Origin of the sequence: Chryseobacterium sp. ZHDP1, from assembly GCF_018603435.1 — a bacterium.
GTDB lineage: Bacteria > Bacteroidota > Bacteroidia > Flavobacteriales > Weeksellaceae > Chryseobacterium > Chryseobacterium indicum.
The window spans coordinates 1,157,887-1,179,156 of record NZ_CP075682.1 but is presented as its reverse complement, the minus strand read 5'-3'; the positions used below and the strand labels follow the sequence as shown (position 1 = coordinate 1,179,156).

17 protein-coding genes are annotated in these 21,270 nt (G+C 35.9%); 8 read left to right on the top strand and 9 right to left on the bottom strand.

Translation table 11 applies throughout. The features are described 5' to 3' along the window. Positions 1-61: 61 nt before the first annotated feature. The 6 genes from KKI44_RS05310 to KKI44_RS05285 form a co-directional block, all read right to left on the bottom strand. Positions 62-952 (bottom strand): 3-hydroxybutyryl-CoA dehydrogenase, encoded by an 891-nt coding sequence (locus KKI44_RS05310; RefSeq protein WP_214591104.1) that lies wholly within the window; start codon positions 950-952, stop codon positions 62-64. 24 nt (positions 953-976) lie between these two features. Then, entirely contained in the window at positions 977-1,390 is a 414-nt protein-coding gene (locus KKI44_RS05305) for a hypothetical protein (RefSeq protein WP_214590172.1), read from the bottom strand. Positions 1,391-1,421: 31 nt separating this feature from the next. Further along, positions 1,422-2,297 carry a CGA/CIA family class A beta-lactamase gene (gene bla-A, locus KKI44_RS05300; protein WP_214590171.1) on the bottom strand — a complete coding sequence of 292 codons (876 nt, stop codon included), beginning with the start codon at positions 2,295-2,297 and terminating at the stop codon, positions 1,422-1,424. 58 nt (positions 2,298-2,355) lie between these two features. Further along, the gene (locus tag KKI44_RS05295) at positions 2,356-2,793 is read right to left on the bottom strand and encodes a hypothetical protein (protein ID WP_214590170.1); all 438 of its coding nucleotides are present in this window, start codon (positions 2,791-2,793) and stop codon (positions 2,356-2,358) included. Between the two features lie 94 nt (positions 2,794-2,887). Next, positions 2,888-4,609, bottom strand: coding sequence for a cellulase family glycosylhydrolase (locus KKI44_RS05290; protein ID WP_214590169.1), 1,722 nt, complete (start codon positions 4,607-4,609; stop codon positions 2,888-2,890). A gap of 254 nt (positions 4,610-4,863) precedes the next feature. After that, positions 4,864-5,826 carry a Gfo/Idh/MocA family protein gene (locus KKI44_RS05285; protein ID WP_214590168.1) on the bottom strand — a complete coding sequence of 321 codons (963 nt, stop codon included), beginning with the start codon at positions 5,824-5,826 and terminating at the stop codon, positions 4,864-4,866. Between the two features lie 157 nt (positions 5,827-5,983). Here KKI44_RS05285 and KKI44_RS05280 point away from each other — a divergent pair, with 157 nt between their 5' ends. The 8 genes from KKI44_RS05280 (at position 5,984) to KKI44_RS05245 (ending at position 16,895) form a co-directional block, all read left to right on the top strand. After that, complete coding sequence (locus KKI44_RS05280; RefSeq protein WP_214590167.1) at positions 5,984-6,637, top strand: protein-L-isoaspartate(D-aspartate) O-methyltransferase; 654 nt, start codon at positions 5,984-5,986, stop codon at positions 6,635-6,637. Between the two features lie 309 nt (positions 6,638-6,946). Beyond that, a complete protein-coding gene (locus KKI44_RS05275; protein WP_214590166.1) occupies positions 6,947-7,744 on the top strand; it encodes a hypothetical protein in 798 nt (265 codons plus the stop codon). A 234-nt stretch (positions 7,745-7,978) separates the two neighbouring features. Then, entirely contained in the window at positions 7,979-8,206 is a 228-nt protein-coding gene (locus tag KKI44_RS05270; protein WP_214590165.1) for a hypothetical protein, read from the top strand. Between the two features lie 103 nt (positions 8,207-8,309). Next, entirely contained in the window at positions 8,310-9,284 is a 975-nt protein-coding gene (locus tag KKI44_RS05265; RefSeq protein WP_214590164.1) for a 2-hydroxyacid dehydrogenase, read from the top strand. A gap of 51 nt (positions 9,285-9,335) precedes the next feature. Beyond that, positions 9,336-9,629, top strand: a complete 294-nt coding sequence (locus KKI44_RS05260) for a hypothetical protein (RefSeq protein ID WP_214590163.1) — start codon at positions 9,336-9,338, stop codon at positions 9,627-9,629. Positions 9,630-9,831: 202 nt separating this feature from the next. Further along, positions 9,832-14,034 carry a T9SS type B sorting domain-containing protein gene (locus KKI44_RS05255; protein WP_214590162.1) on the top strand — a complete coding sequence of 1,401 codons (4,203 nt, stop codon included), beginning with the start codon at positions 9,832-9,834 and terminating at the stop codon, positions 14,032-14,034. A gap of 186 nt (positions 14,035-14,220) precedes the next feature. After that, positions 14,221-14,640, top strand: coding sequence for an endonuclease domain-containing protein (locus KKI44_RS05250; RefSeq protein WP_214590161.1), 420 nt, complete (start codon positions 14,221-14,223; stop codon positions 14,638-14,640). A 269-nt stretch (positions 14,641-14,909) separates the two neighbouring features. Further along, on the top strand, positions 14,910-16,895 hold the full coding sequence (locus tag KKI44_RS05245; RefSeq protein WP_214590160.1) for a urocanate hydratase: 1,986 nt from the start codon (positions 14,910-14,912) through the stop codon (positions 16,893-16,895). A 131-nt stretch (positions 16,896-17,026) separates the two neighbouring features. Here KKI44_RS05245 and KKI44_RS05240 read toward each other — a convergent pair whose 3' ends face one another. The 3 genes from KKI44_RS05240 to KKI44_RS05230 form a co-directional block, all read right to left on the bottom strand. Further along, entirely contained in the window at positions 17,027-17,815 is a 789-nt protein-coding gene (locus KKI44_RS05240; RefSeq protein ID WP_214590159.1) for a hypothetical protein, read from the bottom strand. Positions 17,816-19,397: 1,582 nt separating this feature from the next. After that, complete coding sequence (locus tag KKI44_RS05235) at positions 19,398-20,039, bottom strand: hypothetical protein (RefSeq protein ID WP_214590158.1); 642 nt, start codon at positions 20,037-20,039, stop codon at positions 19,398-19,400. 108 nt (positions 20,040-20,147) lie between these two features. Continuing rightward, positions 20,148-21,233 (bottom strand): hypothetical protein, encoded by a 1,086-nt coding sequence (locus KKI44_RS05230; RefSeq protein ID WP_214590157.1) that lies wholly within the window; start codon positions 21,231-21,233, stop codon positions 20,148-20,150. Positions 21,234-21,270 lie beyond the last annotated feature (37 nt).

Below are 21,270 nucleotides of genomic sequence, written 5' to 3'. Positions count from 1 at the left end.
TAATCACATTAAAATTGAATTCCAGAAAATTCACAATTTACCCTTCACAATTCACTTTTTATTATTTAGAAAACATTTTCGCTACTTTTTCTGCTTTTTTGCTTTCGGAGTAATCATAGAAACCTTCGCCAGATTTTACGCCTAATTTTCCTGCCATTACCATATTTACCAACAATGGATTCGGAGCATATTTAGGATTTTTGAAGCCATCGTACATTACGTTTAAGATCGCTAAACAAACATCAAGACCAATAAAATCGGCAAGCTGAAGCGGTCCCATTGGATGCGCCATTCCCAGTTTCATTACCGTATCGATTTCCTCAACACCTGCAACACCGTTGTACAATGTCTCGATAGATTCATTAATCATCGGCATTAAAATTCTGTTGGCAACAAATCCCGAATAATCGTTTACCTCTACAGGAACTTTTCCTAACGTTTTGCTCATTTCATAGATCGCATCGAACGTCTCTTTGGAAGTGGAGTAGCCTTTAATGATTTCAACCAGTTTCATGATCGGAACCGGATTCATAAAGTGCATTCCAATTACCTTATCGGCTCTTTTGGTAGCCGCCGCAATTTTTGTGATCGAAATTGAGGAAGTATTGGTTGCCAAGATGCAGTTTTCAGGAGCAAATTCATCCATCTGTCCGAAAATCTTCAGCTTTAATTCCTGATTTTCCGTTGCTGCTTCCACAATAAGATCCGCAGAACCTACCGCATCCTGAAGTGCTGTAAATGTGGTGATGTTCCCTAAAGTTTCCGCTTTTTGTTCTTCGGTAAGGTTTCCCTTTGCAATTATTCTGTCGAGATTCGTGGTAATGGTTTTAAGACCTCTGTCTAAAGCTTCCTGAGATACATCTACAAGATTTACTTTAAAACCGCTTTGTGCAAATGTGTGCGCAATACCATTTCCCATGGTTCCGGCTCCGATAACTACAATGTTTTTGATCATTTTTCCTTATTTAAGTTTTAATTATTTACTGTTGATTAAAGTTAAATTTCGTGCATTGGAAAGATCTGCTTTTTTTACCGTCAACGTTTCATCAAAACTCACATTACCGTCTCTGTTTGGTTTTTTCATCTGATTCTGAGTATTGATGGCAGCTTTCAGTCCTTCTACAAATTTGGTTTTCTGGGTTCTGGAGAATGTATCTGTTCCGATATAAATGTTAAATTCACCTTCTCTTCCCAAACCGCTTTGTTTGTATACTTCGAAATTTTTTATTTTGTTTTTTTTCTGAAACTGATTAATAAAATCCATCACAGGTTTAGCGGAAGGTGTACCGCAGCAAATGCTGTGATAACCTACCTGCAGATAATTTTCGCTCTTCTGTGCAAAGAATACTGCTGAAGTGAATAACCCGATGATTAATACTATTTTTTTCATTTTTAATGGTTTTAAAATTAAGCTTAAATTTTTACTTATTAAAATAATCCCAGACTGTTTTTGAAATGTCTGAAATCATTCTACAGTTTACTTCGGCTGTTTCCGTTGAGTTACTGACAAATACAGCTATTGCATAATGCTTGCCATTCGGTAAAGTTACAATTGCAATTTCATTTTCAGCACCCGTTAAACCTGCATTATTCTTGCCGGAAGATCCCGTTTTTCTTGCGATAGGCGTATCTTTCGGAAGCTGCTCAATTAATTTATTTATTCCTGTAGAAGTAGAAAGCATTACTTTCATCAGATAATCGGTCGATTTTTTTGATAATAATTTTCCGTCATAAAACTTTTTCAGCACATCAACCGCGGAATTCATGGTGGTGTAATTTTCATACTGCGCATTCCAGTCTTTATGCATTGCTTCTTCATTGTATTTGATCTGAAAGTTTTTCACCCCTTTCGCATTCATAAATTTCTGAACAACCTGCGTTCCGCCCAATAATTTTAAAAGAATATCGCAGCCGTTATTGTCACTTTTAGCAACGGTGTATTCAATAACTTCACTTAGAGGAACAATACCGCCATTTGGATATTTTTCGCGAAGAGGCGACCATGTATTTTCATGTAAATTTGATTGATTAAGGGTAACTTTTTGATCTAATGAAAGTTTTCCTTTCTCTACATAATCTAAAACCGCAATGGCAATATGAAATTTGAACACACTCTGCATCGGAAGTTTTTTATCAGCATTCTTATTGTATGTAAAGCCGTTTTCGAACCCCAGAACAGAAATTCCGACCGTTGCTTTTTTGTCTTTAATAATAGAGCTTATTTTTTGATCTAAAGAAGATTTCTGCGCAAAAACAAATGCCGAAATCAAAAGAAATAATAAGGTGATTTTTTTCATAATATTTGTTTAAAACAAATCCCTCTTAAAAAAGAAGGATTTAATTTATGAATGTATTTTAAGCCTGTCCTAAGGTTGTCATAATTGCGCCAGCAATTGCAAGAATATAGAATCCTAAAATTATAATTGTAATAATACCTATAAACTTATAATGTGATTTTAAATATTCGAAAGCGTTGGTAAGACTTTTTTGGTCATTTGTGCGCAAAGCAATCTTCATATTTGATGAAAATTTATATAAATAAGTTATAGGAAAAAAGTATATTCCTGCAAAAAGTATATAAATTACCGAAATCCAAATTCCGCTTCCTATAGGTCCAATACTTACAGACGAACCAACAATAATAATAGAGACCGCAGCAAGGATCATTAATCCTAATCCTATATAACCTAAAATGGCTAAAAAATTTGCCCATTTCGCAATTTCTGTAAGAAATGATCCGCTCACAATGTCGATTTTCAGCTCTTCAAACTGTTCGAAAGGAGATTTTTCCATGTAATTTATTTTTCCGCAAAATACTTAAATAATCTATAATATTTAAAATTTTTTAGATAGCTTGATTGAAAAAACTTACTAATCTATTTTTTCTTTATCTCACTTCAAAATAATTCAGATTAACGCCGTCATTTTCGAAATAAATTCTGACTTTATTTTCTCCTTTTTTAAGATGAATTCCTTTTGCAGAAGTCGTTTTCCAAATTTCATTTTCGCCTGTTGAAGCTAATGAAACTGAAGCTAATTGTTTTCCGGAAGCATCCTCAAGCCGTATTTTCGCATCTTTTTCACTTGCGTATTTTATGTCGAAAGTATACGTTTTATCTGCTTTTGAAATAATCGTATATTGAAGCCATTCTCCGGTTTCTGTCTTTCCGACGTAATATTCATTGTCTTTTGTTCTGTAAATATCAACACCGTCATTTCTCAGTTGGTTTCCGGAATTCCATTCCGATCTTTTTGCGGGATCACTTACCCAAAGATTAATAAAATCTTTATCCGAATAAGCAGAACCTATTCTTCCTAAATCATAATCGGTTGCGAATATTTTTCCTGGAGCCTGTAGATTTTTGAAAGGTTTTGTGGAACTGTCTTTTGTCTGTCTGAACATCGCATCAATCACATCATTTTTAATTTCCACATTGCTGAATTTATAGTTTTCGGCGATCTGCATCAAAGCTTTCCTGGCGAAATCTTTAGATGGTTTTTCACCTCCGTTCTTCCAGTAATCCAGTAATTTCTGGTATTCCGGAGTAATTTTAACGTTGGTAATTCCTGCGATATTGTCTATCTTTTTCATCGGCCAGAATGCGTAACCGATGTTGTGTTTATCCAAAAGCTGAATAAGCTCTGTAAACCATACATTTGAATTTTCGCCTGTTTCGCCCAGCCAGATCGGGATTTTGTATTTTTCTCTTAAATCCAAAGCAAATTTCAGTGTGGCGTCATCATTATTATTCCAGTATTTATGGAAACTGAAGACCATATTATCGTCCCAAAGTGGCGTTAAACCATTGTAATTATTTCCCCAGCCGTTTCCTTCAATGATGATCATGTGCTTTTTATCAACAGTACGAATCGCTTCCGTGATTTCTTTCTGAAGCTTCCAAAGCGGAGCATTCGACATTTCATCCGTTCCGTTTATATTTTTTCCTGTGAAATTAATATTGGGTTCGTTAATTAAATCATAACCGCCGATCCACGGAGAATTTTTATATCTTTCGGCTAATTTCTTCCATAATGCGATGGTTTTTTTCTGATTTTCTTCACTTTCCCAAAGAGATGGTTTAGATTTATCGTTGTCAGAAATATTTACATCATTTCCCTGTCCGCCCGGAGCTGCATGAAGGTCAAGAATCAGGTACATTTTATTATCAGCGCACCATTTCAGAAGATCATCAGTTATTGTAAAACCTTCTTCCAGCCAGGTGTTTTCTCCTTTTTTAGGTTCTTTTTCAGTTAGTAAAGTGTACAGGTTATAATGCATTGGAAGTCTGATCGAATTGAATCCTGCTTTTTTCAGAAAATCAATATCCTGTCTGGTAATTCCGTTTTTCAGATAAACTTTGTAAAACTCGTTCATACCGTCTTCACCAATCAGTTCAGCAATTTTCTCCTTGATTTTGTATTGTGGACCTGCAAAGTCAGCCGTTTTCAGCATATATCCTTCCTGAAGCATCCAGCCTCCTAAACCGAGACCTCGCAACTGAATATTTTCACCTTTATCATTAATAATTTTCTCACCTTGTGTTTTTAAAAGCTGTGATGTCCCAAATTGAGACAATAAAAAAGCGGATAATAGGATGGCTCTTTTCATAGTGATTTTAATTATTGAATTGTTAAGGGATTGTTATAAAGAAATTATTGATTAAGAATTAACAAATATATTTAAAAATTATTGAAAAGTAATTAAATTGATTTAAAATTTAAATATAAAAGAGATTCGACATTTGAAACGTCCGGTAAAAGTCAATGTGAAATAATTCATAAAAAAAACGGGTTTTTAGCCCGTTTCTATCAATAAATTATCCTGTTATTCGTGAAAATATTTGTGCGATTTGTGTTAAAAAATTAAGAAATCAATTTCATAATTTCCAAAGCCACTTTCAGTGCTTCCGTTCCGTCTTCAATCGAAACTTCTACGTTTTTGTCTTCGGTAATAGAATCTGCAAAAGAATTAAGCTCATCCAAAATCGCATTATTAGGCTGAATATTCGGATATTCAAATAAAATCTGATTTTTCTCTCCCTCTGCGTTTTCAATAATCATATCGAATGGAGTAGGGTTTTCAGGAGCATCTTTCATGCGGATCACTTCTGCTTTTTTCTCAAGAAAATCAACGGAAATATAAGCGTCTTTCTGGAAGAAACGGCTCTTTCTCATCGCTTTCATCGAAATTCTGGAAGTCGTTAAATTCGCAACACAGCCATTTTCAAATTCAATTCTCGCATTCGCAATATCAGGCGTTTTGCTAACCACACAAACGCCGCTTGCGTGAATATTTTTAACCTTAGATTTAGCAATGCTTAATAAAATATCCAGATCATGAATCATCAGATCCAGAACCACAGAAACATCTGTTCCGCGCGGATTAAATTCTGCTAACCGGTGAATCTCAATAAACATCGGATTATTGATGTATTCTTTCGTTGCAATAAATGCAGGATTATATCTTTCAACGTGTCCTACCTGTGCTTTAATGCCTTTTTCCTTACATTTCTGAAGAATCTCTTCCGCCTGTTCCAATGTTTGGGTAACCGGTTTTTCAATGAAAAAATGCAGACCTTTTTCAATTGCTTTTAGCGCATAATCGTAATGATAAATGGTGGGTGTTACAATATCCAGCATATCGATCTGCTCCAGCAGTTCATCAAAATTCTCAAAATATTTATATCCGAATTCCGCTTCCAGTTTTTTTCCGTTTTCTGCGTCTTTGTCGTGGAAACCGATGAATTCGTATTTATCTGACTGATTTAAAAGTCGTAAATGTATTTTTCCTAAATGTCCGGCTCCTACCAAACCTGCTTTTAACATAGCTGTATTAAATTTCTGTAAATATAACAATTTGTTGTTGGTTGTACATTGACGGTTATCAGAAAATTAAAAACTGCGTGCAACAGTTTTTAACCCCCGACAAAATTTCATATTTTTGTGCGAACTGTTACCTGCAACCTAATAACTACTATCTGTAATGACGCAAGATTCATTTGTACATAAAGGAAAAAGAAAGATTTTAGTGGAATATCTCCGAAACAGAATCGGGATTTCGGATGAAAACGTACTTTCAGCAATGAATGAAGTTCCGAGACACCTTTTTATTGAAAGTATTTTCGAAGATTTTGCCTACGAAGACCGTGCTTTTCCTATTCTTGCGCATCAGACGATTTCGCATCCTTCAACAGTTGCCGAGCAGTCTGAACTTTTGCAGGTGAAAGAAGGGGAAAAAGTGTTGGAAATAGGAACCGGTTGTGGTTATCAGACCGCCGTTTTAATGGCAATGAAAGCCCATGTTTATACGGTTGAGCGACAAAAAGATCTTTTCGATTTTTCTAAAAAGAAACTCCGTGAAATGAATTTATATCCAAAATTCCAGAGTTTCGGGGATGGTTTTGCCGGACTTCCTACCTTTGCTCCGTTTGATAAAATTATCGTGACCTGCGGAGCTTCAGTTTTACCAACCGAACTTCTGAAACAGCTTAAAGTCGGTGGAAAAATGGTTATTCCTCTCGGTCCGACCGATGAGCAGGTTTTATACAGATTTACAAAAATCTCGCAGACCGAATTTGAAAAGGAGGAATTCGGGGCTTACAAATTTGTTCCGATGCTTGGAAATACAAATCAGTAGTTAATAATCCGAGTCACTATTTTTATCGTTGCCGGAAATCGGAGATGGAGCGTATTTTCAATTTAAGTTTTCAGCATATTCAGGAATATGCTGAATAATGATCATTATCCAAAATTCTAAAATAATTTGGTCGTTAAAAAAAATGAGTTTGAAAGAATAGTTTGAGAATCAGACAGATAATGTTTTTTACTTCTCAAATCGGCTAAATCAGGACAAAAAAAAGTAATAATCTTTTTAAAAAGTACTGAAATAACAATTAAAAAATATATTTTAGCCGAAATTTTAAAATAGCACATGAAAACAAAAATTATGCTTCTGTCTATTGCATTACTTGCAATATCATGCTCTAACGATTCAAACACTGTAGATCCTGTAGATTCAACCCCCATTCTTCTTACCAAATTGATGAATAATGGGGAAACCTATGTTTATACCTACAATGGTTCAAAAATAGTACAGGAAAAAGGTTTAGTTGACGGAGATATCAGCAACTTTACTTATACGGGTGATTTGATTACAAAAATCGTTAGTACCTCTTCTAATGGAGCACCAACTTCTACAGAGACCTTCACTTACGACAGTTCTAATCGTTTAATAAAAGCGGAGGATATTTCGGGTTCGAATAGTACAGTTACAACGTTTAATTATTTATCTGCCGATCATGTTACCATAATAGAAAAAAATACAAGTGGAAATTATGTAAAAACATATACCAGAGACGCCTATTTAAATACTGATGGATCTGTAAAAAGCTATACTCAAACCATACAGGCGACTCAAAATGGAACTATTGTTGAAACTGGAACGGGTAATCTGCAACCTATTGTTTATGATAACAAAAACAATCCTTTCAAAAATGTTACAGGTTTAAAGAATATTCAGGTTTATTATCAGGTAGATCAAGCATCTGAACATAATGTCCTGTCTTACAAATTAGTGAATAGTACTACAGGGAGTGGGTCAAGTGGTATAAGTTCTGATATATTCACGCAAACTTATCAGTACAACTCTAATAATTTTCCTACACAGAGTGTCTTAAAAAGCTATGACAATAATAATACATTAACGGGAACTTATACGACTACTTACGAGTACAATCACAATTAATCAACCGGACGATGAAAATAAGAAAAGATACTGTTTTAAAAGGCAGTATCTTTTTTTGTAAGCATACTTTATTACTGACTTATCAATACAGTTACAGTCCTGAGTCTTATTCTTAACCTTTAAATCTTCCATTTAAAATAATCTGTTATTAAAATTAATTAAAAACAAAAATTACGTGACGTTTCGGAACGAAAATTGAATATGTATTTCTGTATAATTAACTAAAATCTTAATATGATGAATGCGAAAAGATTTAAAATATTACAAGATTTCAGTAATATTCAGAACGGTTTTAAGATTAATTTCCGAAACAGAGCGGAAGATAATCCGGATAAAAAAGAATCCGGAAATGATCTTCAGGTAAACACTTTCAAAGCTAAAAAGTCGGAACCGAAAAGAAAAGTCAGAAGATCAGCATTGGAGATTTGGGAAGAAATGGAAGAGTTGATATCTGAATCTTAGAAGAATAAATTAAAGTATAATCATTTTAATATTAAAGTTGAAAAACCTTACTTGTGAAAAGTGAGGTTTTTTACTTGATGAAATCATTTAACCATCACAAAATATGAAAGTATTCATTAACAAAAGAATTCCTGAAGCAGGTATCAGACTTCTTAAAGACGCTAATCTTGAAATATTCATTCCTGAACAAGAAAATCTCTCCTATGAAGAATGGCTGAATTACTGCAGAAGCCATGATGCCATTTTAAGCGTGGGAGGAGAGTTTAAATTCGATAAAGACTTTTTTAACGAATGTCCGAATATAAAGGCGATTGCCCTGTTTTCAGTAGGGTTTGATCATGTTGATATTCAGGAGGCCGATGCAAGAAAAATTCCGGTCGGAAATACACCCGATGTGTTAAGTAAAGCCACTTCAGATGTTGCTTTTTTACTCATGCAGTCGGTTGCACGAAGGGCAAGCTATAATTTTGAAAAAGTAAAATCCGGAAACTGGGGAGATTTTGATCCTTTGCACGCTTTGGGTCAGGAATTATACGGAAAAACGCTCGGTATTTTCGGTCTCGGAAGAATTGGATATGAAATGGCTGAAAAATCCAGAGCTGCTTTCGGAATGCAGATTATTTATCACAACCGCCATCACAATGAAGAAGCAGAAAAGAATTTGGGAGCAAAATATGTTTCTTTTGATGAGCTTATTGAGCAATCCGATGTTCTGAGTATTCATGCCAATTTCAAACCAGAGCAGAAAGAGCTTTTTAATGCTTCTGTCTTTGATAGGATGAAGAAGAATGCAATCTTCATTAATACCGCAAGAGGAGGTTTCCATCATCAGAAAGATCTTTACGCCGCACTTTCTGAGCATAAAATCTGGGGAGCCGGACTGGATGTTACCAATCCGGAACCAATTTTTAAAGATGATCCTATTTTAGAGCTTTCTAATGTTTGTGTACTTCCTCACATTGGCTCAGCAACGGAAGAAGCCAGAAACGGAATGGCAAAAGTGGCTGCTGAAAATATTATTGCCTTTTCAAAAGGTGAAAAAATGCCTGCCTGTGTAAATCCTGAAATATACGCTTAATATCTTGGAACTATTTTTGTTTGATTACAGACAACACCAAAAAATAAGAGTATGATACCCGAAAACAGCGAACAGGAACAGGAAAGAAGACTGGAACAGAGAGAATATAAATCCAGTGAAGATATTTTTAATCAGGAAGAGCATATTTCCTTAGACGGAAACGGAAAACCGATTTTTAATCAAGAAAACGATGACGATAAATTAGATAAAGGACTGGATATTCCCGGAGTGGAAGATGACGACGAAATGGAGGAGATCGGCAGTGAAGACGAAGAAAACAATTACTGGAGTCTAAGCGATAACGACGATGACCATGAGGAAGAAAATGATGATGTTTTAACCTAATATGAACTTAATTTCAAATAATTATAAACCTTGCTTTTCCGGCAAGTTTTTTTTTATTTACATTTATTTTGTAAATTGTTGTATTCTAACCTTATGAATAATTTCGTTATGAATACCATGTAAATAAATGTTTACTATTGATAATTGTATTGCTAAAAGTGGTAAATTTATCAATAAATAGTGATTAAAAGAAAACTTGATTATGATAAAACCTTTACAATTTATCCTCGTATGGATAAGCATTTTCGGGCTTGCCCAAACTCCCGGAAATGTTATCATAAAAGATGCAGTAGGCAATCAGAGCTTTAATGTTACCTGTACCAATGGTCTTAATGCAAACGGTTGTATCGATCTCCATCTGGAATATCCTGTCATTAAACAGACTTCAAATTATGAAGTCGTTTCTCAGGCTTTTGCTCCTCCCATTGCATTGAATCAGGGAACTCCGCTCAATGCCAACTACGATGACGTTTTTCCTACCAAGCTGGATCTTCCTTTTCAGTTTTGTTTTTATAATCAGAATTTTAATGCATTAGTAGTCGGTTCAAACGGGATGGTCACTTTTGATCTGAGCCAGTTGGGAAACATCAACTATCCCAATGTCCAATGGCAGAACCCCAATGTAAGCCTTCCTAAAAACTCCATATTCGGGGTATACAACGATATGGTTTTTTCTGCAAATGATCCTTCTGAAATTTATTATTCCACCATCGGAACAGCTCCTTACAGAAAATTTGTTGTCAGCTTTTTCGAAGGAAGAATTGCAGGATGTACAGACAGAGCTTCATCTCAGATTGTTCTGCATGAAACTACCAATGTGATTGAAGTTTTCGTAGATAAAAAACCGACACCCTGCCCGACAAGAAAATTTGAAAATGCTTTAATAGGCGTTATCAACGGCGACGGAACACTCGGCGTTTCTCCTCCTAACAGAAATACAGGAGTATGGCAGGCTTTGCAGGAAGGATATAGATTTAATCCGCTTGGGAACGCAATACAGCCGGATGTAACATGGACAGATTCTGCCGGACAGACTGTTGCTACGGGAATTCAGGCTACGATTTGCCCTACCCAGAATGAAGTGTATACGGCAACTGCGGTTTTTAATACCTGCGGAACCAGTACCCTTACTTTAACGGATGATTTTCCTTTAACATTTGATCCTACTTATCCCGCTGCGAAAAATTTCACACAGGATTACTGCGGAAATAATCCTGTAAACCTTACTTTAAGCAGTTTTCAGGGAAATGTAACCACACAGAACCCTGCAAATTTTGTATTCAGCTTTCATACAACTTTGCAGAACGCACAAAATAACGTCAGTCCTTTACCGAACAACTTTACATTAACAGCAAATACGGTTTTATATGTGAGAATTCAGAATCCGAATGTTCCCAACTGTTACAGAGTGGCTGTTTTAACTCTAAATTTTAAGACCAAAAGTTTGCTCAAAAATACGGTTCAGATTTGCGATACGAATAATGACGGGGTAGAATCCAACTATAACTTAGCATTCCTGGATCCTGAGCTTTTTCCGCCGGGCACTACGGGAATTTCTTATTTCGCCACGCAGGCAAATGCTCAGAACAATACCAATGCGATCAGCACAATTAATGTTACAGCAGGTACAACGGTCTGGGTAAGACTGCAGGAAGGAAACTGTACCTTCGTTTTAGGTCCTGTAACTTTCCAGTTCAAACCGGGAGTTAATCTCAATTCTCCGATTAACTATAACTATTCAACCTGTGATATCAACAATGATGATGCAGAGCCTTTTGATTTTCCTTTAACTTTCGGACCGCTCATTACTTCACAGCCGGGAGCTGTATTTACGGCATATGCAACCTATAACGAAGCTCTTACAGGTTCAGGAGGCGTTTTAAGTACAGTGCATGACGGAGCTTATACCATTTTTATAAGAGTTCAGATCCCGAACGGATGTGTTGCAGTGGCAACTGTAAATCTCAATATTACATTTACTAAAGTTGTGGTTATTCCTAAAACAGAATACATCTGCTTTAACGGAACAGATGACATCAGTGTTAATTTAAATACCCTTTCAAACGGAATGCTGATCTCTCCGGCAACAGTTCCCGTAGTGAAATTTTTTGCAGATTATGCGGATGCGAGTTTCGGAATAAATCCTATAAGCCCGAATCAGGTCATTACCACCAACGGAAATTTCGTTACACAGATTTATTATGTACGTTTCGAACTTTCCGAGACCTGCTACACGATAAGACCACTTACGATCAATCTGGTTCATCCTGTTGCAGAACAGTCCAGTTTTACGGTTTGTGATTTTAATAATGATAATACAGAAAACGTACAGTTATCACAGTTTTCATCTGCCATTATCGGAAGCCAGAATGCTACGGTAACCTTCTATCTTACTGCTGCAGACGCAGCAAGTGGAAATAATCCGGTGAATAATGTAACCTTTACCGGAACACAGCAGTACTTTGTAAAGATCAATTCGTATAATTGTGAGCAGATTTATCCGTTTACCGTAGGATTAACTTCTACACCGGCAGTAAATCCTCAGGTAACGGTTAACCTGACGAATATTTGTGATAATAATAATGACAATACGGAGATTTATAATCTTACACAGGCGCAAAGCCAGATTACAACAAGCTCGAATGTAAACTTTACGTATTATCTGAATTATGATCCTGTTACCCACATTTTCACCAACGAGATTACAAATCCCACTCAGTTTGTTGTTACCGGAGGAAGTGCAACTGTTTATGTAAAGGTGAAGTTTAATAACAACGATTGCTTTTCAGCGGTTAAACTTACCATTCTGATGTCGTTCTTACCCCCTGTAGTTCTGAACAATGCGGTATTGAACAAATGCGATGAAGATTTTAATTTAAGTGAAACCTTTCAGTTGAGTGATGCCACTTCTCAGATGTTTATTCCTGCTCAGAATACCTATCCTTTATCAAATATCACCGTTACTTATTACAATACACAGGCAGAAGCCAATGCCGGAAACCCTGCCAATCAGATCGGAAATACCGTTACAACCAATATTTCTACCGTTCAGGTGTGGGCAAGATTTCAGGTGAATACCACAGGATGTTACTCTGTAGCATCAATTGAGCTGAATACCTATTTCCCTCCGAAAGCCATCAATTCTACCATTTCGGTTTGTGATGAAAATCTCGACGGAAGTTATGAAGTAAACCTTTTGAATTTTACCAATTTAATGGTTGACGCACCGAATCCTGCGAATACATTTACCTTCTATCTTACCTTGCAGGATGCGCAGAACGGAACCAATCCTATTGCCAATCCATCGAACTTTACCGCCAATCCTTTCCCTGCGCAGATGTGGGTGAATGTGCAGAATATTCCGGGATGTAATGATATTGCATCCATAACCTTCACTTACGGAAATAAAGTAACCCTGCTGAACAACGGACCTTTCCCTTTAGCGACCTGTGATATCGGAAATGACGGATCAGAGACCGTTAATCTGACCCAGTTCCAGACACAGATTTACAATGGAGCTAACGTTACATTTACCTATTACTCGTCTTTAGCAGATCTTAATGCGGGAACCAATGCGATTGCAAATCCTTCAGCGTATCTGTATAATCAGGTTTCAGGTTCCAGTATCATTTATGTAAAAGTAAGTGTTCCCGGATCGTGTTCCAATCTGGTACAGATTCAGCTTTCATTGAAAAAAACTCCGATTTTCGATATTCCGACATTGTATTTCTGTCCGGAAGGCTCACTGAGCAGTTATTCTGTAAACATTACCAATTATACTATTGTAAGCTATCAATGGACTAATCCTGCAGGACAGACCATCTCTACAACGAATACAATTACAGGAATTAACACAGTAGGAACTTACTCATTAACCGTGACGGCGGACAACGGATGTTCTTACACCAAGACTTTCGAAATCAAACATTATGAAGTCCCTGTTATTACAAGCATTCAGTTCAGCGGTAATAATGTGATTATTTATGCTACGGGTTCAAAATCAATACTGTATTCTATCGATGGAATCAACTGGCAGGCAAGCAACAGCTTCAATAATTTACCTACAGGAATTACCACCTTCTATGTGAGATTTGCCGACAGTGACTGTATTGTAAAAAAAGACGGTCTGGTACTGGATATTACAAACACGATTACACCAAACGGTGACGGACTTAATGACCATTGGGTGATTAAAGATCTTCAGGTATTCGGAACAAGAATGTCTAACCTCAAAATCTTCGACCGTTATCAGATGCTGATTTTTGAACAGAATTCAAATACCCAGTTCTATTGGGACGGGATGATAAAAGGAAGAGTACTTCCAACTGCAAGTTACTGGTATGTGATTACCATACCGGATGGAAGAACAATAACCGGCTGGGTTTTGGTTAAAAATCATAATTAAATCTAAAAGCTTATTTCTATAAAGCCTCATTGAAATTTTCAGTGAGGTTTTTTATTTTTGAAAAGATGTAATCATCGCATTATCCGGAAAGTGGAAATTCCCCTCCTCTGGAGGGGTGGCAAAAATTTATAAAATTTTTGACGGGGTGGTTTAATTAAAAAACACAAACAGTAAAAGCAACAATTGATGAAAGAAATCCTTACAGTAATTAACGGAATTTCTGTTCGCAGGAATTTTGTAGAAAATCTTCCCTACAATCCCAAATTAAAACCTCTTTTGAACGGAAAACGGAAAGCCGGAATTTTAAGTGAAGTCATTTTCTGGAAACAGGTTCGCGCGAAAACATTCCATAACATTGATTTTGACAGACAGAGAATTATCGGAAATTATATTGTTGATTTTTATGTGAAAACGCTGGGGTTAGTTATAGAAATTGACGGCTGGAGTCACGATGGAAAAGAAGTTGATGATGAGGTAAGACAGAAATATCTCGAATCTTTAGATCTGAAAATATTCAGGATAACAGATTTTGATGTACGGAACAATTTGTCGTTTGTAATGAAGGATTTAGAAAACTTCATCATTGAACATTATAAATACGAGTAAAATATCCATCACAAAATTCCCCTCCTCCGGAGGGGTGGATTCGACCAAAGGGAGAAGACGGGGTGGTAAAATAATAAACAAAAGATAAATTAAAGATCATCTAAAACCACCCCGTCAAAAATTCTTCCGAATTTTCGCCACCCCTCCAGAGGAGGGGAATCTTTCATCCTGTTTCAAATTTTATCACATTAGTTGCAGGGATTTTCTAATTTGAATATCTTTAAAACCACAAAAATAAATCTGCTAAACTAACAACGATCAACAAATACATGACATTCCAACAACAGATACAACAGGGTATACCCAACCAGCTGCCACAGCCGAAACCTTACGAAACCAATATCAATCATGCGCCGAAACGCAAAGAAATTTTAGGGGAAGAAGAAAAAAAACTAGCGTTGAAAAATGCGTTACGTTACTTCGAACCCCAGTTTCATGCAGAGTTATTGCCGGAATTCAGGGAAGAACTTGAAAAATACGGAAGAATTTATATGTACCGTTTCCGTCCGGATTATGAGATGAAGGCGAGACCGATTTCTGAATATCCCGGAAAATCGGAGCAGGCAAAAGCCATCATGCTGATGATTCAGAACAATCTGGATTATGCAGTAGCACAGCATCCTCATGAACTGATTACGTATGGTGGAAACGGGGGAGTATTTTCCAACTGGGCACAATATCTTTTAACAATGAAATACCTGTCTGAAATGACGGATGAACAGACTTTGGTCATGTATTCCGGACATCCGATGGGATTGTTTCCTTCCCATAAAGATGCGCCGAGAGTAGTGGTAACCAACGGAATGATGATCCCGAATTACTCAAAACCGGACGACTGGGAAAAATTCAATGCTTTGGGCGTTACACAGTACGGACAAATGACGGCGGGAAGCTATATGTACATCGGTCCGCAGGGAATAGTTCACGGAACAACCATTACGGTACTGAACGCGTTCAGAAAAATCAATAAAGATCCGAAAGGCGGACTGTTCGTGACTTCAGGATTAGGCGGAATGTCCGGAGCGCAGCCAAAAGCAGGAAATATTGCAGGCTGTGTTACCGTTTGTGCGGAAGTTAATCCAAAGATTACCAAAATCCGTCACGACCAGAAGTGGGTAAACGAGATCCATGAAAATCTTGACGAATTAGTTGCAAGAGTTAGACAGGCGCAGGAAAATAAAGAATCTGTTTCTCTGGCGTACTTGGGAAATATTGTTGAGGTCTGGGAAAAATTCGATCAGGAGAATTTAAGAATTGACATCGGTTCAGACCAGACTTCGCTTCACAATCCTTGGGCGGGAGGATATTATCCTGCAGGACAGAGCTTTGAAGAATCCAATAAAATGATGGCGGAAGATCCGGAACTTTTTAAAGATAAAGTTCAGGAAAGCTTAAGAAGACACGCAGAAGCCATCAACAAACATACGGCGAAAGGAACCTATTTCTTCGATTACGGAAATGCCTTTTTACTCGAATCTTCCAGAGCCGGAGCCGATGTAATGGCGGAAAATCCTACATTGGGAAGAGAATTTAAATTCCCTTCTTATGTGCAGGATATTATGGGACCGATGTGTTTCGATTACGGTTTCGGGCCATTCCGCTGGGTTTGTACGAGCGGAAAACCGGAAGATTTACAGAAAACAGATGATATTGCCTGTGCGGTTTTAGAAGAAATTCAGCAGAATTCCCCTGAAGAAATCCAGCAGCAGATGAAAGACAACATTCAGTGGATCAAAGGAGCGCAGGAAAATAATCTGGTAGTCGGTTCGCAGGCGAGAATTTTATATGCCGATGCAGAAGGTAGAATGAAAATTGCAGAAGCCTTCAATAAAGCCATCAGAAACGGAGAAATCGGACCCGTAGTTTTGGGAAGAGATCATCATGATGTTTCCGGAACAGATTCGCCGTACAGAGAGACGTCCAATATTTATGACGGTTCAAGATTTACGGCAGATATGGCGATCCATAATGTGATTGGCGACAGTTTCCGTGGGGCAACCTGGGTTTCAATCCACAACGGAGGCGGAGTAGGATGGGGAGAGGTCATCAACGGAGGCTTCGGAATGCTGCTGGACGGAAGCGATGATGCCGACAGAAGATTAAAATCCATGCTGTTCTGGGACGTAAACAACGGAATCTCAAGAAGAAGCTGGGCAAGAAATGAAGGCGCTGTTTTCGCCATCAAAAGAGCCATGGAAATGGAGCCGAATCTGAAAGTAACGCTTCCGAATTTTGTGGATGAAAATCTTTTTTAATTTAGAAATGAAATCAACTTTGTCAAAGTTCTTAAACCTTGACAAAGTTTTACTAATTTTTGATATAAGGTATATTCTGTTGTGTTTCGATCAATATTTTTCAGAAATAATGATCCCAATTGTAGAGCCTCCTAATTCGCAATATAATAGTAAAATCCGTCGCTGATATTTCGGGAACTCATGATCTCAAACAAGTGATTATTGTTTTCCAACATTCCGGATTTGGAGAAATAATAACCGTAAGAATTGTCTGAAAATCCGTCTAAAAGGAAAAATATTCCCAAATCTGTCTTTACCGCAGAGTAGATATTTACCTTCTTCATTTGCTCAAGAATCTGCTGCTGTAAAGAACTGTAGCTGTAACTCTTTTCTGTTTTTATCTTTGTTGAAATCGGGAAAGGCGATTTTTGCGGAATCACATAAGACCAGTATCCATTGTTTTCTTTAAAAATATCATCTACCCTTTGCAAAGAAATCTGGTTTAGATAGATTAAATTCCTGCTTTTTCCCACAAGAGCAGCCAGTGTTTTGAATTCCGGAAGATGATCCTTCAGAAACTGAATATGCCTGTCCTCGTCAATCATACCTTGTTTTAAAAACTGATTCGGTTTTTCTGCCGCTTCCTTTTCCGTCAGTTCATACCGCTGAGAAAAACCACCCCAGAAAAAATTGGAGATTTCACTTGATGTACGTACCGAATCGAGCGCGTAGATTTTCTCATGCTGTACAGGTCGGATGTCCCATTTCGAAAAAGGCTTTGAAAACTTCAGATATTCTTCCAGAGGAACTTTTTTCTCAATCGTTAAACTGTCTAAATAATTAAACAGTTCCACATCATATTTTTCGGTTTTATTCAAATAATCCTGACCGAAAACAGATGCCGATAAAGCGAAAAACAACAGAATGACAATTTTTTGCATAGAATAAGAAAGTAATTTCGTGGTTATTATATTAAATTTTGGAAACAAATGTAATGAAAAGTTAAGAAGGGTGATGAATGATAGGTCTTTTTAGATTCTTTTATTTAATACAATGCTTTCACGATTATTTTTCAAAACTATTCCTGTCATTCAGAATGAAATTTTGCGAAGCATTATGGAATGAAGAATCTTTTAATATAAGATTTTTCGACTTCACTTCGTTGCACTCAAAATGGTAGTGTTGCAGATTAAATGAAAGAGCTTTTAAACACATCAGTCACATAAGATTTTATAATAATTTCTAAGCTTTAGATCAGAACACATTAGTCTATGAAAATCTTTGATTTTCTTCTTATGTGTTCTTTTAAATATTTCATTAAACTAAACTTATGTGACTAATGTGTTATATTTTAAAGCAGTAAAATCCCTCTGTCATTCAGAATGAAATTTTGCGAAGCATTATGGAATGAAGAATCTTTTAATATAAGATTTTTCGACTTCACTTCGTTGCACTCAAAATGGCAGTGTTGCAGATTAAATGAAAGAGCTTTTAAACACATCAGTCACATAAGATTTTATAATAATTTCTAAGCTTTAGATCAGAACACATTAGTCTATGAAAATCTTTGATTTTCTTCTTATGTGTTCTTTTAAATATTTCATTAAACTAAACTTATGTGACTAATGTGTTATATTTTAAAGCAGTAAAATCCCTCTGTCATTCAGAATGAAATTTTGCGAAGCATTATGCAGTGAAGAATCTTTTAATATAAGATTTTCGACTCCACTTCGTTTCGCTCAAAATGACAGTGCTGTAGATTGAATGTAAGAGTTTTTTTAAACACATAAGTCACATAAGATTTTAAAACAATTTAAGCGTTATATCAGAACACATTAGTCTATGAAAATCTTTGATTTTCTTCTTATGTGTTCTTTTAAATATTTCATTAAACTAAACTTATGTGACTTATGTGTTATATTTTAAAGCAGTAAAATCCCTCTGTCATTCAGAATAAAATTTTGCGAAGCATTATGCAATGAAGAATCTATTAAAACGTTTTGATTTTAGATTTTTCGACTCCACTTCGTTTCGCTCAAAATGACAGTGCTGTAGATTGAATGTAAGAGTTTTTTTAAACACATAAGTCACATAAGATTTTAAAACAATTTAAGCGTTATATCAGAACACATTAGTTTATGAAAATCTTTGATTTTCTTCTTATGTGTTCTTTTAAATATTTCATTAAACTAAACTTATGTGACTTATGTGTTATATTTTAAAGCAGTAAAATCCCTCTGTCATTCAGAATGAAATTTTGCGAAGCATTATGCAGTGAAGAATCTGTTAAAATGCAGCTATTTGAAATTTTTCGGTTCTAATTCGTTTCGCTCAAGACAGCAGTACAGATTAGAACAGAATAAGTATCAACGCTTATCGCTCCCATATTTTTCTGATGAATCTGATCAGTTTTGGCGGTTCATCTGTATTTATTTCGTTCGTCGGGACTTCCTTTTCCTGCAAAGTTTCAATCGTATTTTCTTCAATTTATATGCTTTTAATTGTCGCTCAAAACGTTCATTTTCATCGCGTAGGCTGTTGTAAGGCGGAACTTCCTTTATGAGCGTGCTGAATATAATTTTCAGGTGGTTGTGGCAATGCATTCCCGCATTCTTCTGAGCAGAGATTCACCAGTAAAGGCATTACATCGGTTCCTACCCAAAGGGAAATCCAGAGCTGATTGGTCTGTTCATAGCTTATTGTTTTGCGGCACACGCTGCACTGTACAGTTTCGCCTGAGTAACGGACAGGGTTTTGGCTTAAATCCGGAAAGCCCATTCTGTTTCTATAATTGCCGTAGACGGCTCTCGTGCTCATTATGCTGCTTTTTAAATTTTTGCAGTGGGTGATTTCATAAGGAAACCAATGCAAATCGTAGGAAGTGTACACATCAAAATATTCCAGTGCTTCCATCTGTCCGATTTCTGGAGGAATGCGCTTGAGCTTACTTCCGTACAGCCGGACTTTTTTTACCTTTTTAAGCTTTGAAATCGTTTCCGGAAGCGTATGAATCTGGGAAAAAAGATCATAGCAAAGTTCTTCCGCCGGCGAAAATTCTTCCCTTCCGTCTTCGGCAACCCGATCAATATAATCACAAAGTTTCTTCCATGCCACAGAATTTCTATCCTGAACATGATTCTCAATTTTTTGTATTCTTTTGTTCATGAAGGTTATCGTTTTTTTAAGAATTGTTTTCAAAGATAGAAAATTTGAGCGTAGGGGATGGATATGAAAAAACCTGCGGTGAGGCAGGGTTTTTTATTGTACCAATAGTTAAAGCATTATTTCTTGTGCATGAATTCTTATTATATTTCTATTATCAAGAAGGTCATTATCCTCATAAAACTTTTGATGCTCATCAAAGTTAAGAACTCTTGATCCAATCATATTTGAATTAAAAAGTTCATCAAAAATTTTATAAGAAATATTTTTTCCTTTTATATTTTCTTTGGTTAGTGATTTTTCTGTTTCCATTATTTTTTTTGCTTCACAAATAGGTATATGCATTCCCGTACTTACCATTTTACTATCAGAATTTTGCATTTTACTTGTTGGTCTTAAAAAAGCACAGCAATATGGTAACCTATAAAATCTTCCAATTCTTTTACCTCCATAATCATTGCAATATCCAGCTTTGCACAAAATATTATCTAACTTGTTTATTTGATCTTCTAAATTTCCAGCTTTAAAGTTTAAAATCTTATTGTTCCATGTCTTATATTGCATATGTAAAAATCGAACGTTTTTATGCTTCGTATTCAAGTGTTCATAAATAAGATCCGCACCAATAATGTGTTCTGGTCTATCTGGATGGATTAACCTTAATCTTAAAATGTTGTTATTATCTAAACGATAATCTTTATGTTCTTCATCCTCATATAAAGTTTCAACAATTTTAAAATCAGTTCTTTCTGCTAAATAAAAATCTCTATTTAATATTTTGTGCTCAGAGATTTTCCTAGGTGAAAAATAATCTAATGCATTTTCATAATCTCTAACTCTTTTATTTAAAAATCTTTTATCCGATCTAGTTTTAGTTATCTTCTTTAATTCCGCAAGTTCTTCGTTTATAACTGTAATTGGTGAAACAATATTTTCATCTGTTGAAAGAGCATCTGCTTTTTCTTTAAAATATTTCACCCAATCACTTTCATTTTTTCTTTGCATTAATGGAACAATAGCTTCATAAGTTTCAGGAGAAAAATCACTGAGTAAATCTAAAGTTTGTTCATATGAAATTGGTTGATTCATCTTTTTTGAAATACTAACAACTTCTCTCAATGCATTAACTAATTGAAAAGCAATGTCTCTCCTGTCATTCTCTTCAAAATTATTATCTAAAAAATAATTTTCTTTCATGAAATTTTAACTGGTTTAAATTGTAAAATGTTTTATA